Genomic DNA, 14,542 nt, shown 5'->3' with positions numbered 1-14,542 from the left:
GGGCACCCCACTACGCTCGACGGCCGTGACTGCCACCGATGCGATGACCGATGCCGAGCTGGTGCGACACCGTCTCGACCAGCTCCTCACCCTCCACGACCCGAAGGGCGATCCCGTCGAGTTCCTGGGCGCCCAGTTCGACCTGGGGTTGGCGTGGGTGAACTTCCCCGAGGGGCGCGGTGGGTTGGGTCTCTCCCCGGTGCTCCAGAAGGAGATCGACGAGGCGATCGGCGCCGCCGGCGGCCCCAACGCCTGGGCCCGCAACCCGATCGGCCACGGCATGGGTGCCCCGACCGTCCTCAGTCACGGGTCCGAGGAGCAGTGCGACCGCTACCTGCGTCCCCTCTTCACCGGTGAGGAGGTCTGGTGCCAGCTCTTCAGCGAGCCCGGCGCCGGCTCCGACGTGGCGTCGCTCGCCACCCGGGCGGTGCGTGACGGCGACGAGTGGATCGTCAACGGCCAGAAGGTCTGGACGACGCTGGCCCACATCTCCCGCTTCGGGATGCTGCTGGCCCGCTCCGACCCCGACCAGCGCAAGCACAAGGGAATGACCTACTTCGTGGTCGACATGCACGCCTCGGGCGTCGAGGTCCGCCCGCTGCGCCAGATGACCGGCGACGCCGAGTTCAACGAGGTGTACTTCACCGACGTGCGCATCCCCGACGCCGAACGTCTCGGCGACGTCGGCGAGGGGTGGGGCGTCTCGCTCACCACCCTCATGAACGAGCGCGTGTCGCTGGGCGGCGGCACCCCGCCGAAGGGCAGCGGCGCCATCGCCGAGGCCATGGCGGTCTGGCGGGAGCACGGGGGCGACGCCGTGGCCCGCGACGAGCTCGCCCGTCTCTGGATCGAAGCCGAGGTGCTGCGGCTCACGAACCTGCGCGCCGCACAGGCGCGTCGGGTGGGCACGCCGGGGCCGGAGGGATCGATCGGCAAGCTCATGTCGGCCGAGCTGAACCAGCGGATCTACGCGTTCGCGGTGGGGCTGCTCGGGTCCGAGGGCATGCTCTACGGCACCTACTCGATGAAGCGCGGAGGGGGCGACGGCTCGGTGGGGCAGCGGTTCCTGCGCAGCCGGGCGAACACCATCGAGGGCGGCACCTCCGAGGTGATGCGCAACATCCTCGGTGAGCGGGTCCTGGGCCTTCCCGGGGACGTGCGCACCGACAAGGAGCTCCCCTGGAGCGAGGTCCCGCGCTCCTAGGTTCCCGCCGACTGCGGCCGTGATGCCGGTGCCTCGACCGGTCCGTCGACCGTCGGTGCCGGCTCCGCGTCGGGCTCGGGTCCACGGGGACGCGTCGTGAGCGCCCACGCTCCCACGGCGACGGTGGCGACGCCGGGCAGCACGAACGTGAGCGTGGTGCCGAGCGGCAGCAGCAGGCCGGCGAGGGCGAAGGACAGCGGGTCGAGGGCGAGGAGCGCGAACGCCATGATGGCCATGATCCGGCCTCGTGACGCCTCGGGCGTGCGCTGCTGCAGCCAGGTCTCCAGCACGATCATCAGGGCGCTGAAGGCGATCCCCATCACCACGATCAAGCTGCCGGCGGGGAGGACGTGGTCCGTCAGGCCGAGGCCCACCATGGTGGCGCCCATCGTGGAGGCGCCCCCACCGATCACCAGCGGGATGGATCGGCGTGACAGCCATGGTGCGAGGAGGAGGCCGACCAGGGACCCGGCGCCGAATCCGCCCAGCAACAGGCCGAGCTTGTCGGCGCCGCCGAGACGTTCCTCGGCGAGGACGGCGCCGCCGACCAGCACCGGACCGGCCAGCAGGAGGCTGATGGCGGCGAGGACCACGAGCAGGCGCCAGACCTCGGTGTCGCGGCGGGCCAGCCGGAGTCCGTCGACGAAGCGCGGTCGGGCCGCGCCGTGCGCCGGGGCCACCGGGGCGACCCGGTGGAGGCGGTCGGCGGCGGCGGCCGAGACGAGACCCAGCCCGACGACGAGCCAGAGGACGACCGCCGCGCCGGTCCAGGCGTAGAGGGCGGCGGCGACGGCCGGGCCCAGGAGGTCGCCGATGCTCTCGGCGCCGCCGATCACGGCGTTGGTGCGGGCCAGACGGTCGTCCTCCACCACGGCGGGGGACGCCGCGAAGGCGGCCGGGTAGGCGGCCCCGTCGACCATGCCGAGCACCCCGCCGAAGGCGGCGAGCAGCCAGAGCGACGGGATGCCGGCGAGGGTGACGGCCAGGGCCAGCGCCACGAGGATGACGACGCGTGCCACCGCGGCCCGTTGCAGCACGATCGTGGGCCCGACGCGATCGACCAGCGTGCCGCCCCAGGGCAGCAGGACGGCTCGGGGCAGCGCCTGGGCGACGAGAGCGATCGCTGCGCCGGAAGGTCCGTGGGTGAGTGCCATGAGGGTGATGGCCATGAACAGCACGGCTTCGCTGCTGTAGGCCGCGCCCGAAGCGAGGATGAGCCAACGCTCGGCGGCGCGAGGTCGCGGGGGCGACGCGGTCGGTTGGGGGAGGCTGGGCACGATCCACTCCGAAACGAGACTTCTATGTCTCGGATTCTGCTCCACGGAGCGAAATGAGTCAAGCGAGTATCGTTTGGGCCGTGCCTCCCATCCGCGCTCCTCGACCGGACCCCCTCGTCGTCCGGCGTGCCCCCCGCGCCGACGCCGCCCGCAACCGGGAGCGGATCCTGGCTGCCGCGATGGAGGTCTTCGCCGCCGATCCCGTCGCCACCGTCGACGAGGTCGCCGCCGCCGCCGGAGTCGGCCGGGCCACCATCCACCGGCACTTCCCGACCCGTGACGAGCTCCGCCAGACCGTGTGGCTCCGGGCCCTCGGGCACCTCCGGGAGGCCCTCGCCGCCGCCGACCTCGGCGAGGTCGCCCCGATGCCCGCTCTCGACCGGATGCTGGAGGTCATCCTGGCCGAATCGGTGGCCTACCGGGTGCTGATCCGGGTGGGGGTGGAGGTCGACACCGAGGTCGACGCCGCCTTCGAGGCCCTGCTGGACCAGGTCGGCGAGGTCATCGATCGCGCCCGGGCCGACGGGCTGGTCGACGACGGCCTGTCGACGGCCTGGGCCGCCGACGCGTGGTCGGGGGTGGTGCTGGTGGCCCTCGAGTGGGTGGCCGCCGGCCGCCTCGACGAACCGGCGGCGGTGGACCTGGTGCGGCGCACCGTGTGGGCCGGGGTGGGCACGCCTGCGGCGCGCCGTCGAGCCCGCTGACCGGAGCTCGGCGTGTTCAGCTCGCTCGGCCGGCGGCTGTGGCCGCCTCGACCTCGAGCAGCCGTCCGGACCGGACGTCGTACACGTAGCCGTGGATCGGGATGCCGCCCGGCACCAGCGGATGGCGGCGGATGCGCTCGACGTCGTCGACGACGGCCTGGGTCTGGTCGGAGATCGTGAGCCAGTCGACGTAGGCCCCCTCGGCGGATCCCGGGCCGGTGCCGACGTCGGTGAACCCGTCGGGTCCGAGGGCGGCGGTCTCGAGCGAGCTGGCCAGCAGGCCCCGCATGATCTCGTCGGTGAAGAACTCCATCCCGCAGTCGGTGTGATGGATCACGAACCACTCCCGGGTGCCGAGGAGCTTGTAGGAGATGACCAACGACCGGATGGCGTCGTCGCTGGCCCGTCCCCCGGCGTTGCGGATCACGTGGGCGTCGCCCTCGGCGAGCCCGGCGTACTTCGCCGGGTCGAGGCGGGCGTCCATGCAGGTGAGGATGGCGAACCGACGGGCGGGGGGCAGAGCGAGCCCGGCCTTCTCGCCGAACGACTCGACGTAGGCGGCGTTGGCGTCGAGCACTTCGGACAGGATCGACATCGGACCTCGCTTGGTCGGGGGCGGGTGGTACCGGGACGATATCCGCCGAAACCCGACTGAACAAGTCGGAATTCGACCGGGGCGCCACGACTCGTCCGATCGGGGTGACGACGTGGTTGACGGGTGCTCCTAGGATCGGCGACGTCCACGGATCGCGAGCCCGGAACCCCGAGCCGAGAAAGGGCGACGCCCACCATGACCGAGACCGACGTCCACGGCCCCATCGACTTCGTCCTGCTCGAGTTCGACGGCAGCGGGCCCCTCGACGAGACGGCCGGCGCACTCATGGACCTCGTCGACCGGGGGACCGTGGCGGTCTACGACCTGGTGGCCGTCCGCAAGGAGGCCGACGGCACGTTCTCGGGCATCGCCCTCGACGAGATCGGGAGTTCGTTCGCGGCCTTCGAGGGGGCCCGGTCGGGGCTCCTCGGCGACGACGATCTCGCCGAGGCCGCCGATGCCCTCGAACCGGGCACCGTCGCCGTGCTGATCGTCTACGAGAACACCTGGGCCAGGCCCTTCGTCGGGGCCGCCCTGCGGGCAGGGGGCCAGATGGTGGCCACCGCCCGGATCCCCGCTCAGGACGTCATCGACGCGCTGGACGCGCTCGACGCGCTCGACGCCTGACCCCGCCCACCACCACGAGACAGGAGAACGCCGATGCCAGGACTGCTGAGGGGTGTGGCCCGCACTGCGGTGGTCGCCGGGACCGCCACGGCGGTGAGCGGCCGAGTGCAGCGCCGCCAGGCCGAGAAGTATGCCGACCGCGATGCGTCGATCTACGCGCAGCGCGAGCAGGCCTACGAACAGCAGGTGGCTCCGGCCGCCGCCCCGCCGCCGCCGGTCGCGCCGGCCGCAGCCGCCGACAGCCTCATCGACCAGCTCCAGAAGCTCGGCGACCTGAAGGCCCAGGGCATCCTGACCGAGGCCGAGTTCGAGGCCCAGAAGGCCAAGCTCCTCGCCGGCTGACCCGGCCGGCCAACACCTCGTCGCGTGCAAGGCTCGGCGCATGAGGGTCCATCTGGTCGACGGCACCTACGAGCTGTTCCGCTACCACTTCGCCCTGCCGTCCCACGTGACCGCCGGGGGCCGTGAGGTCGCCGCCACCCGGGGGGTGCTCGGCTCCATGCTCGGGCTGTTGGAGGACGGCGCCACCCACGTGGGCATCGCCACCGACCACGTGATCGAGTCGTTCCGCAACGACCTGTGGTCCGGCTACAAGACCAGTGCCGGCATGCCGCCCGAGCTGCTCTCGCAGTTCCCGCTGCTCGAGGAGGCGCTGGTGGCCGCCGGCTTCACGGTGTTCCCGATGGTCGAGTTCGAGGCCGATGACGCCCTCGGGGCGGCTGCCGTGGTCGCGGCCGCCGACCCGGAGGTCGACCAGGTGCTCATCTGCACCCCCGACAAGGACCTCGGGCAGTGCGTCGTCGGCGACCGCGTCGTCCAACTCGACCGTCGCAAGGGCGTGATCTACGACGCCGCCGGCGTCGAGGAGAAGTTCGGGGTCCCGCCCACGTCGATTCCCGACTACCTGGCCCTCGTCGGCGACAGCGCCGACGGCTTCCCCGGTCTTCCCGGGTGGGGCGCCAAGTCGGCGGCGACGGTGCTGGCCCGCTACGGCCACCTCGAGGAGATCCCAAGCCTGGCGGGGGACTGGGACATCACGGTGCGCGGGGGCGCCAAGCTGGCCGCGACGCTCCACGACCAGATGGACCTCGCCGTGCTGTTCCGGCGCATCGCCACCATCGAGGTCGACGCCCCGACCGTCGACTCGGTGGCCGAGCTGGCCTGGACGGGACCGCACGACTCGCTGGCCGACCTGGCCGTCACGCTCGAGGCGCCGGGCCTCGTCGCCCGGGCCGAGCGCCTGGCGCGAGCCCGATCCTGAGCCCGGCCGGGCTGTTTCCCGGGTGCGGCGGGACGCGGGCCGACGGACCTAGGTGGTGTCGGTGGGGGTGTCGGTGGGTGTCTCGCCGGACGACGAGGCCTTCTTCGCCTCTTCGCTGAGCTTCTCGCCCTCCTTGACGCCCTTTTCGAACTCGCCCTTGGCCGAGCCGAGGGAGCGGGCCAGCTTCGGCAGCTTGGCGCCCCCGAACAGCAGGGCGATCACGAGGAGTCCGATCAGGATCTCCGGGGCTCCGAGGTTCATGGTGTCCTTCTCCGGGGTCGCGGGGACCGGGGCCGTGCTCAGGCCTTCGGGTCGGTCGGGGCGTCGTCGGCCAGCTTCTCGCCGTCCTTCAGGCCCTTTTCGAACTCGCCCTTGGCCGAGCCGAGGGAGCGGGCCAGCTTCGGCAGCTTCGTGGCCCCGAACAGCAACACGATGACGAGGAGACCGATCAGGATCTCGGGTGCGCCCAAACTCATGGTCCGACCTTTCCGAGGTTCGCGGCACCCGATGGCGGGGCCCACCGACCCAGCGTAGGACCTGGTGCCCGTGAACGGTACCCATCCGCTCCCCGGCGGTCGGCGGGACCCGGCGCCCGTCCCGGCCGTGCGCCTACCCTCCGGTGCATGGCCAGCCCGTTCACGACGGTCGAGGTGTCGGGTCGGGAGGTGAAGGTCACCAACCCGGACAAGGTCTTCTTCTCGGCGCGTGGGGAGACCAAGCTCGACCTCGTCGAGCACTACCTGCTCGTCGGTGAGGGGGCGCTGCGTGGCGTCCACCTCCGACCGACGGTGCTGAAGCGCTTCCCCGACGGCGCAGAGGGGAAGATGTTCTTCCAGAAGCGGGTACCGAAGAGCCGGCCGGAGTGGCTGCAGACAGCCACCGTCGCCTTCCCGAGCGGCCGCACCGCCGAGGAGCTGTGCCCGACCGACCTCGCCCACGTGATCTGGGCGGCAAACCTGGGGTGTCTCGACCTGAACCCGTGGGCGGTGCGGCGCTTCGACCTCGACCACCCCGACGAGCTGCGCGTCGACCTCGACCCACAGCCCGGCGTGCCCTTCTCGGCGGTCCGCGAGGTGGCCGCCGTGGTGCACGACGTGCTCACCGAGCACGGGTTGGTGGGGTGGCCCAAGACCTCCGGTTCGCGGGGCATCCACGTGAACGTCCGGATCGTCGCCCGTTGGGACTTCCTGGAGGTGCGCCGTGCCGCCCTCGCCCTGGCCCGCGAGGTCGAGCGGCGCGTCCCCCACCTGGCCACCTCGAAGTGGTGGAAGGAGGAACGAGGCGACCGCGTCTTCCTCGACTACAACCAGAACGCCCGGGACCGGACGGTGGCGTCGGTGTACTCGGTGCGCAACAACCCCGAGGCCCGGGTGTCGGCGCCCTTCCGCTGGGACGAGCTGCACGCCGTGGAGCTGGGCGACTTCACCATCGCCTCCATGCCCGCCCGGTGGGCCGAGGTCGGCGACCTCGAGGCGGCGATGGACGACCAGGCTTTCAGCCTCCGTCCCCTGCTCGATCTGGCCGCTCGCGACGAGGCCGGCGGGCTCGGCGACGCCCCCTGGCCGCCGAACTTCCCGAAGCAGGAGGGCGAGCCGACCCGGGTCCAGCCCAGCCGGGCCCGACCCCACCCGACCTGAGAACGAGCGGGGCCCGCCGGCGATCAGGTCAGAGGGCGAAGATGCGGTGCAGCTCGTAGGGCACGACCTGTTCGAGCTGGTCGTACGTGCATGACGCGGGGTCGCGGTCGGGGCGGAACCGCACGAGTCGGGTGGCGTGGCGGAACCGGTCGCCCTGGAGGTGCTCGTAGGCCACCTCGGCCACCAGCTCGATGCGCAACGGGCTCCACGTCATGTCCTTGGTGGCGTTCCAGCGGCTGGGCGCCCCTGGCATGCGCCCGCTGCCGTCGCCGTGGGCCTCGACGTTGCCCCACTCGCGCCACGGGTGACCGACGAGCGCGTCGGCCTCGTACGGTGCCAGTTCGTCGACGAGCTCGGCCCGGCGGGCCGCCGTGAACGACGTGGCCACACCGACGTGGTGCAACGTGGCGTCGTCGTCGTACAGACCCAGCAGCAACGACCCGATGCCGTCGCCGCTCTTGTGCCGCCGGTAGCCGGCCACCACGGCGTCGCAGGTCCGCTTGTGCTTCACCTTCGTCTGCGTGCGCTTGTCGGGGGTGTACGTGCCGTCGAGGGCCTTGGCCATCACCCCGTCGAGGCCGGCGCCCTCGAAGCGCACGAACCAGTCGGCGGCCACCTCCCGGTCGGTGGTGCCGGGGGTGAGGTGCAGCGGGGTTCGGGCGCCGTCGAGGGCCAGCTCGAGGGCGCGACGGCGGTCGCGCATGGGCCAGTCGAGGAGGGACTGGTCACCGAGGGCCAACAGGTCGAAGGCCACGAAGCTGGCCGGCGTCTCGGCGGCCAGACGGGCCACCCGCGACTCGGCGGGGTGGATGCGCTGCTGGAGGGCGTCGAAATCGAGGCCGTCGGGAGTGGCGATCACGATCTCGCCGTCGACCACGCACCGCTCCGGCAGCTCGCGCCGCAGGGCCTCGGCCAGCTCCGGGAAGTAGCGGGTGAGGGGCTTCTCGTTGCGGCTGCCCAGCACGATCTCGTCGAGGTCGCGGAAGACGATGCAGCGGAAGCCGTCCCACTTGGGCTCGAACCACCAGCCGTCGCCCTCGGGCAGCGAGGGGGAGGCCTTGGCCAGCATCGGTGAGACGGGCGGCATCACCGGCAGGTCCACGGGCCGCACCGTACCGGTCGACACCGTCGTTCGAAGGCCCATCGGGGGGTCGGTAGGATCCCCGCCATGTCGGAACGAACCATGCAGGACCGGCTCGCGGATCTGAGCGAGCGCAAGGAGCAGGCCCTGCACGCGGGCTCGGATCGCTCGGTCGAACGTCAGCACGCCAAGGGCAAGCTCCTGGCCCGCGAGCGCATCGACTACCTCCTCGACGAGGGCTCGTTCCACGAGCTCGACATGCTGGCCCGCCACCGCGCCCACGACAGCGGCATCGAGGAGCGGCCCTACAGCGACGGCGTCGTCACCGGCTGGGGCACCATCGACGGTCGCAAGGTCTTCATCTTCTCCCAGGACTTCACGGTCTTCGGTGGCGCCCTCGGCGAGGTGTTCGCCGAGAAGATCCACAAGGTCATGGACCTCGCCCTGTCGGTCGGGGCGCCGCTCATCGGCCTCAACGACGGCGCCGGCGCCCGCATCCAGGAAGGCGTGGTGTCGCTGGCCAGCTACGGCGGCATCTTCCACCGCAACGTGCTCGCCTCCGGCGTCACCCCGCAGATCTCGGTGATCCTCGGGCCGTGCGCCGGCGGCGCCGTCTACAGCCCGGCCATGACCGACTTCATCTTCATGGTCGACGAGACGTCCCACATGTTCATCACCGGGCCCGACGTGGTGAAGACGGTGACCGGCGAGGAGGTCACCCTCGAGGAGCTGGGCGGCGCGAAGAGCCACGCCACCAAGTCCGGGGTGGCCACGTTCGTGTCGCCCGACGAGAAGTCCTGCCTCGACGACGTGCGCTACCTCTTCGGGTTCCTGCCGTCGAACAACCTCGAGATGCCGCCCATCGACGGCCCCGCCGACTCGCCCGACCGCCTGTGCCCCGAGCTCGTCGACCTCATGCCGGCCAGCCCCAACATCCCCTACGACATGAAGAAGGTCATCGAGTCGGTGGTCGACGACGGCGACTTCTTCGAGTACTTCCCTCGTTGGGCGGGCAGCATCGTGTGCGGCTTCGCCCGGGTGGACGGCCAGCCGGTCGGCGTGGTGGGCAACCAGCCGATGGTCCTCGCAGGCGTGCTCGACATCGAGTCCTCGGAGAAGGCCGCCCGCTTCGTGCGCACCTGCGACGCCTTCAACATCCCGCTGCTCACCTTCGTCGACGTGCCCGGGTTCCTGCCCGGCGTCGACCAGGAGTACGGCGGCATCATCCGCCACGGCGCCAAGCTGCTGTACGCCTTCTGCGAGTCGACGGTGCCCCGCATCCAGGTCATCACCCGCAAGGCCTACGGCGGGGCGTACGTGGTCATGAACTCCAAGTCCATCGGCGCCGACCTCGCCTTCGCGTGGCCGTCGGCCGAGCTCGCCGTGATGGGCCCGCAGGGGGCGGTCGAGATCCTGTACCGCCGCGAGCTCGAGGGGTCGGCCGACCCGGTGAAGCGGCGGGCCGAGCTCGTCGACGACTACACCGAGCGCTACGCCAACCCCTACGTCGCCGCCGAGCGGGGCTTCGTCGACGACGTCATCGACCCCGCGGAGACCCGCCGCAAGGTGGTCGCCGGGTTCGAGATGCTCAAGTCCAAGCGTGAAGAGCTGCCGCAGCGCAAGCACGGCAACGTGCCGCTGTGACCGACGCCGACGCCGACACCGGCGCTGACGCCGTCGCACCGGGCCCGGTGGTCGGGTCGATCCGTCCCGTGCCCACGGTCGAGGAGGCCGTCGCCATCGCCGCGGCGCTCGAGGTGGGCTGGCCCCGCCTGGTCGTCGCCGGCGGCGATCACGCCGCCGGACCGTCCCGGTGGCGGTTCTCGGGTCGGTGGTGGTCGCGCCCGGTGCCCTCGCGACGCGCCCGGCCCTGACCCCTGCGGCCGTCGGGCACCGCTGGGCCACAATGATGCGATGGAGCTGACGACCGTCGCCGACGACCACGCGGTGGTCCACGACGGGCTCGAGGTGCGCCGCTACGACGACCTCGAGCCCGACACGGTCTACGAGTACGACGGATTCGTGTTCCGCACGTTGGCCCGCCCGCCCGGTGAGCGGCTCTCGACGATCGCCACCGTCAACGACGTGCACTTCGGCGAGACCGAGTGCGGCGTGATGGACGGCCTCGAGATGGGTCCCACGTTCAGCGTCCCCGACGGCGCCGAGCCGTACCCGGAGACCATGAACCGCGGTGCCATCCACGAGATCGAGCAGATCGCGCCCGACGCCGTGATCGTCAAGGGCGACCTGACCTCCGACGGGACCCAGGAGCAGTACCACGACTTCCTCGACTTCTACGGTGAGGCCTTCGGCGACCTGCTCACCCACGTGCGGGGCAACCACGAGAGCTACGGCGGTGGCGACCTCGCCGCGATCCCGACCCAGCGCGTCGACCTGCCCGGGGTGACCGTGGCGCTGCTCGACACGTCCATGGCGGGCCACGCCGGTGGCCGGGTCACCGGCGAGCAGCTCGCCTGGCTGCACGACCTCGCCGCCGAGGCCGACCGGCCCGTGCTCTTGATGGGCCACCACCACGTGTGGAGCCCCGACTCGTCGACCCGGGCCGACACCTACTTCGGGATCGACCCCGATTCCTCCGAGCGGCTCATCGAGGTCGTGGCCGCCCACCGCGCCATCCGCGGCTACTTCGCGGGGCACACCCATCGCAACCGGGTCCGCCACATCAGCATCAGCCGGGAGATCCCCTGGGTCGAGGTGGCCAGCGTGAAGGACTTCCCCGGGGCGTGGGCCGAGTACCGGGTGTACGAGGGCGGGATCCTCCAGGTGTTCCACCGGATCTCAACGCCCGAAGCCCTCGTCTGGACCGAGCAGACGCGTGGGATGTTCGGGGGGATGTACTTCGGCTACGCCTTCGGTGAGCTCGGCGACCGTTGCTTCGCGATGTCCGCCGCCCCCTCGTGACCGGGTCGGCCGGCCCCCGAGACGCACTCGGTGACCTGCGCGTCGTCGACCTCTCCACCGTGCTGGCCGGGCCCGGCTGCGCCCGGCACCTGGCCGACTTCGGCGCCGACGTGGTGAAGGTCGAGCGACCCGGCACCGGCGACACCGTCCGGTCGATGGGCTGGCGCGACCCGGACGACGACGTGACCCTGTTCTGGAAGTTGGTCGGGCGGGGCAAGCGCAGCGTCGTGCTCGACCTGGCCACCGATGCCGGTCGTCGCGACCTGCGCCGCCTGGTGGCCACTGCCGACGTGCTCGTCGAGAACATGCGGCCGGGCAAGCTCGAGGCGCTGGGGTTGGTGCCCGAGGAGCTGATCGCCGAGCACCCCAGTCTGGTGATCACCCGGGTCACCGGGTTCGGCCAGACCGGTCCCTACGCGGGCCGCCCCGGTTTCGCCACCCTCGCCGAGGCGCTCTCGGGGTTCGCCGCCGTGAACGGCGAGCCCGACGGCCAGCCCCTGCTCCCGCCCATCGCGCTCACCGACGAGGTGACCGCGATCGTTGCCGCGTTCGCAACCATGGTCGCCGTGCACTCCGGGGTGGGCCAGGTGGTCGACGTGAGCCTGCTCGAGACGATGCTCCAGCTGATGGGGGCCCTGCCGTCGGCGTGGGCCACGCTCGGCTACGAGCAGCCCCGCCTCGGGTCGGGCATCCCGTACAGCGTTCCGCGAGGCACCTACCGCTGCGCCGACGGTCGCTGGGTGGCGATCTCCACCACGGCCGAGCCGGTGGCCCGGCGGATGATGGCGCTGGTGGGGGCAGGCGACGACGAGCGGTTCCAGAGCTTCGAGGGTCGTGTGGCCCACCGGACAGAGGTCGACGACCTCGTTGCCGCCTGGGTCGGTAAGCGCACCCTGGAGGAGGTGCTGGCCGAGGCCGAGGCCGCGGAGGCCGCGGCAGCGCCGGTGTACGGCCAGGCCGACGTGGCCGCCGACCCCCACCTGCTGGCCCGGGAGGCGCTGATCGAGGTCGACGGGGTTCGCATGCAGGACGTCATCGCCCGCCTGTCCGCCACCCCGGGTCGGGTCCGCTTCCCGGCTCGGGGCCTCGGTGCCGACACTGCCGAGGTACTCGCCGAGCTCGACGAAGACGCGGAAGTTGGCAATCGTTAGCCGGTAAACTTGGGGGTCACCAGCGGCGTTGAACCCGGGGGGCTACCTGGTCCGCCGTCGGGTGGGGGAGGGTCGTCACCGAAGCTCAGCGGGGTGGTGACCGCTGTCCCCGGATCTGGTGGCCACACGACGGCGATCATGCAGGTGCCGGATGCGGCCGCGCAGTCGACCTGCCCTGACTGGGTGCTGATGACTGCCTGGACCTCGAACGTGGTGGTGAAGCTCCCGGTCGCATCCGAGGGTGCAGTGATGAGCGAGTCGAGATCGCACGAGCTGCCGTCATCGGGACCGCCGACTTTGCACTGGATCACGTAGATCCCGCTGTTCGGCTCCCACCCTGCTCCGGTCACGTCGACCCGCTGTCCGTCCGACAGGCCGGTAGACGGAGTGACGCTGGCGACGGGGGGTGGGGCGAGGGGGGCATCGGGGTCGAAGGAGATCGGGGCCCGGGCGCCGAGCGTCGGGTCCTGCCCTGCGCCGATCTCGCACGCGTCGGGCTGGGCACAGTCGATGGTTTCGGTCCCCACCCGGATGAGGCGACGGACCGTGAACGGGGAGGAGAAGCCGCCATCGGGGTCGGCGGGGAAGAAGCGGAGGGTGTTGAAGTCGCAGTCCTCGGCCCCGCCCGCCCCAGTGCGGCACTGGATGACCCCGACGCCCGCCCCCGGGTCGAAGCCGCCACCCGTCACCGTCACGATCTGGCGATCCACGAGATCCGTGTTCGGAGCGACGGCCAGCGATGGCGGCGGCGGTAGGGGTTGGGAGGGGTCGAACTGGATGGCGGCGTTGGCGGCGGGGACACCGTCGGGCACGACCCCTGCGCCCACGATGCAGGCTCCCGCGGTGGCGCAGTCGACCGAGTCGGTGCCGACCCTGATCACTCGCTTGACCTGATACCCGACCGAGAACGCCCCGGCCCCATCAGAAGTGACGTAGTCGAGCCTCGAGAGGTCGCAGCCCTGCGGGCCACCCGGGTCGGTCTTGCACTGGACGATCCCGATCTGGGTGCCGGCGGGATAGCCGGTGCCGGCGGCAGTCACGAGCTGGTTGTTGAGCAGGAGCGTGTTCGGGGTGACGCTGAATGCCGCAGCGGCGGGAGTGGACACACCGGCTGACGCGGGGACGGCCGGGAGTCCGGCGGCGACGACGAGGGCCACGGCGGTGACCGCCAGCGCGAGTCGGCGACGTGGCCACGGATGCCTCATCTCGACGCCACTGCGTCGCGAGCCGCTCTTGCCCATCGGAGCCCCCAGCCGTCGGGTCCGCCGATGCGGCGAACCCGGCAAGTGTCGCAGATCCGGTGGCTCAGCCCTCGGCGCTGGCGACCTCGATGCGGTGCTGGCGCCACTCGCGGGCGTTGTCGAGCGCCTGGTCCACCCGGTCGAGCACCTCTTCGGTGCTGAGGCCGTGAGCCGGGTAGCAGGCGACCCCCGCCCACAACACCGCATCGGGCTCGATCTCGGCGAGGGCCAGGCGCACACGTTCGGCCGTCCACGTCGCCCCGCTGTCGGTGGTGTCCTCCAGGAGGAGGGCGAACACCCCGTCTCGCAGCCGGAACGCCTCGTCGGCCTCGCGGATCGTGGCGGTCACGGCGGCCGTCACCCGGCGGGGGTCGGCCGGTTCCGGCGCGCCGCCGCGCAGGCCCACCACCACCTCGAGCATCACGACCGCCACGGGGCGCAGGTTGCGTCGGGCGGTGGCGAGCCGTGACTCCAGAGCGACGACGAACCAGCCCTCGGCCAGCAGGCCCGTGGTCTCGTCCGTGAGACGGTTGGCCTCGGTGCTGCGTCGGCGGGCCGTGAAGGTGGTGCGCCACTCGAGACGGGCCTCGGCGTCCTCTCGGGCCTCCTCGGCGTCGTGCAGCGCCCGCTTCAGGCGATCCACCTCGCCCTCGGCATGGGTGGCGCGATCCCGCCAGACCCCCAGCCGCCCGGCGTCGACGACCACCACCCCGGCCAGGCCGGCGGCCATCGCCCCGGCGACGAGGGCGAGCACGAGGGGGGCGCCGAGGAGGGCGGCGACACCGGCGGTGAGGCCCAGCACCCCGGCGAGCACGGCGCTGACGGTCAGGCGATCCACGTAG

At 71.9% G+C, this 14,542-nt stretch carries 17 protein-coding genes; 10 read left to right on the top strand and 7 right to left on the bottom strand.

Going from position 1 to position 14,542, the window contains the following annotated elements; translation table 11 throughout:
- The first annotated feature begins 25 nt into the window (after positions 1-25).
- Complete coding sequence (locus MUE36_02905; protein MCU0309877.1) at positions 26-1,204, top strand: acyl-CoA dehydrogenase family protein; 1,179 nt, start codon at positions 26-28, stop codon at positions 1,202-1,204.
- Here the strand turns inward: MUE36_02905 and MUE36_02900 are convergent.
- Entirely contained in the window at positions 1,201-2,481 is a 1,281-nt protein-coding gene (locus tag MUE36_02900; GenBank protein MCU0309876.1) for an MFS transporter, read from the bottom strand. The genes MUE36_02905 and MUE36_02900 overlap by 4 nt on opposite strands.
- A gap of 80 nt (positions 2,482-2,561) precedes the next feature.
- Between MUE36_02900 and MUE36_02895 the strand changes: the two genes are divergently transcribed.
- Entirely contained in the window at positions 2,562-3,185 is a 624-nt protein-coding gene (locus tag MUE36_02895; protein ID MCU0309875.1) for a TetR family transcriptional regulator, read from the top strand.
- A 16-nt stretch (positions 3,186-3,201) separates the two neighbouring features.
- On the opposite strand, the gene MUE36_02890 is transcribed toward MUE36_02895, so the two are convergent.
- Complete coding sequence (locus MUE36_02890) at positions 3,202-3,780, bottom strand: carbonic anhydrase (protein MCU0309874.1); 579 nt, start codon at positions 3,778-3,780, stop codon at positions 3,202-3,204.
- Positions 3,781-3,975: 195 nt separating this feature from the next.
- Between MUE36_02890 and MUE36_02885 the strand changes: the two genes are divergently transcribed.
- From MUE36_02885 to MUE36_02875, 3 genes are read left to right on the top strand one after another with little or no spacing between them, the layout of a single operon-like run.
- On the top strand, positions 3,976-4,407 hold the full coding sequence (locus MUE36_02885) for a DUF6325 family protein (GenBank protein ID MCU0309873.1): 432 nt from the start codon (positions 3,976-3,978) through the stop codon (positions 4,405-4,407).
- 33 nt (positions 4,408-4,440) lie between these two features.
- The gene (locus MUE36_02880) at positions 4,441-4,749 is read left to right on the top strand and encodes an SHOCT domain-containing protein (protein ID MCU0309872.1); all 309 of its coding nucleotides are present in this window, start codon (positions 4,441-4,443) and stop codon (positions 4,747-4,749) included.
- Positions 4,750-4,789: 40 nt separating this feature from the next.
- Entirely contained in the window at positions 4,790-5,668 is an 879-nt protein-coding gene (locus tag MUE36_02875) for a flap endonuclease (protein ID MCU0309871.1), read from the top strand.
- Between the two features lie 48 nt (positions 5,669-5,716).
- Here MUE36_02875 and MUE36_02870 read toward each other — a convergent pair whose 3' ends face one another.
- Positions 5,717-5,929: a twin-arginine translocase TatA/TatE family subunit gene (locus tag MUE36_02870; GenBank protein ID MCU0309870.1), complete on the bottom strand. Its 213-nt coding sequence runs from the start codon at positions 5,927-5,929 to the stop codon at positions 5,717-5,719.
- A gap of 38 nt (positions 5,930-5,967) precedes the next feature.
- On the bottom strand, positions 5,968-6,144 hold the full coding sequence (gene tatA, locus MUE36_02865; protein ID MCU0309869.1) for a twin-arginine translocase TatA/TatE family subunit: 177 nt from the start codon (positions 6,142-6,144) through the stop codon (positions 5,968-5,970).
- A 147-nt stretch (positions 6,145-6,291) separates the two neighbouring features.
- On the opposite strand from tatA, the gene MUE36_02860 reads away from it, so the two are divergent.
- Positions 6,292-7,305 carry a DNA polymerase domain-containing protein gene (locus MUE36_02860; protein MCU0309868.1) on the top strand — a complete coding sequence of 338 codons (1,014 nt, stop codon included), beginning with the start codon at positions 6,292-6,294 and terminating at the stop codon, positions 7,303-7,305.
- Between the two features lie 28 nt (positions 7,306-7,333).
- On the opposite strand, the gene MUE36_02855 is transcribed toward MUE36_02860, so the two are convergent.
- Complete coding sequence (locus tag MUE36_02855; protein MCU0309867.1) at positions 7,334-8,407, bottom strand: ATP-dependent DNA ligase; 1,074 nt, start codon at positions 8,405-8,407, stop codon at positions 7,334-7,336.
- A gap of 66 nt (positions 8,408-8,473) precedes the next feature.
- Here MUE36_02855 and MUE36_02850 point away from each other — a divergent pair, with 66 nt between their 5' ends.
- From MUE36_02850 to MUE36_02835, 4 genes are read left to right on the top strand one after another with little or no spacing between them, the layout of a single operon-like run.
- Positions 8,474-10,030, top strand: coding sequence for an acyl-CoA carboxylase subunit beta (locus MUE36_02850; protein ID MCU0309866.1), 1,557 nt, complete (start codon positions 8,474-8,476; stop codon positions 10,028-10,030).
- Positions 10,027-10,260: a hypothetical protein gene (locus MUE36_02845; protein MCU0309865.1), complete on the top strand. Its 234-nt coding sequence runs from the start codon at positions 10,027-10,029 to the stop codon at positions 10,258-10,260. The genes MUE36_02850 and MUE36_02845 overlap by 4 nt, the downstream gene beginning before the upstream one ends.
- A gap of 40 nt (positions 10,261-10,300) precedes the next feature.
- The gene (locus MUE36_02840) at positions 10,301-11,308 is read left to right on the top strand and encodes a metallophosphoesterase (protein ID MCU0309864.1); all 1,008 of its coding nucleotides are present in this window, start codon (positions 10,301-10,303) and stop codon (positions 11,306-11,308) included.
- Entirely contained in the window at positions 11,305-12,459 is a 1,155-nt protein-coding gene (locus MUE36_02835) for a CoA transferase (protein MCU0309863.1), read from the top strand. The genes MUE36_02840 and MUE36_02835 overlap by 4 nt, the downstream gene beginning before the upstream one ends.
- On the opposite strand, the gene MUE36_02830 is transcribed toward MUE36_02835, so the two are convergent.
- Both MUE36_02830 and MUE36_02825 read right to left on the bottom strand, forming a co-directional pair.
- Positions 12,456-13,664 carry a neocarzinostatin apoprotein domain-containing protein gene (locus tag MUE36_02830; protein MCU0309862.1) on the bottom strand — a complete coding sequence of 403 codons (1,209 nt, stop codon included), beginning with the start codon at positions 13,662-13,664 and terminating at the stop codon, positions 12,456-12,458. The genes MUE36_02835 and MUE36_02830 overlap by 4 nt on opposite strands.
- A gap of 100 nt (positions 13,665-13,764) precedes the next feature.
- Positions 13,765-14,538: a diguanylate cyclase gene (locus tag MUE36_02825; protein ID MCU0309861.1), complete on the bottom strand. Its 774-nt coding sequence runs from the start codon at positions 14,536-14,538 to the stop codon at positions 13,765-13,767.
- Positions 14,539-14,542: the final 4 nt, after the last annotated feature.

The sequence above is a fragment of the Acidimicrobiales bacterium genome, assembly GCA_025455885.1.
Lineage (GTDB): Bacteria > Actinomycetota > Acidimicrobiia > Acidimicrobiales > Acidimicrobilacustridaceae > Rhabdothermincola_A.
This window is presented reverse-complemented; position numbering and strand designations above follow the sequence as displayed.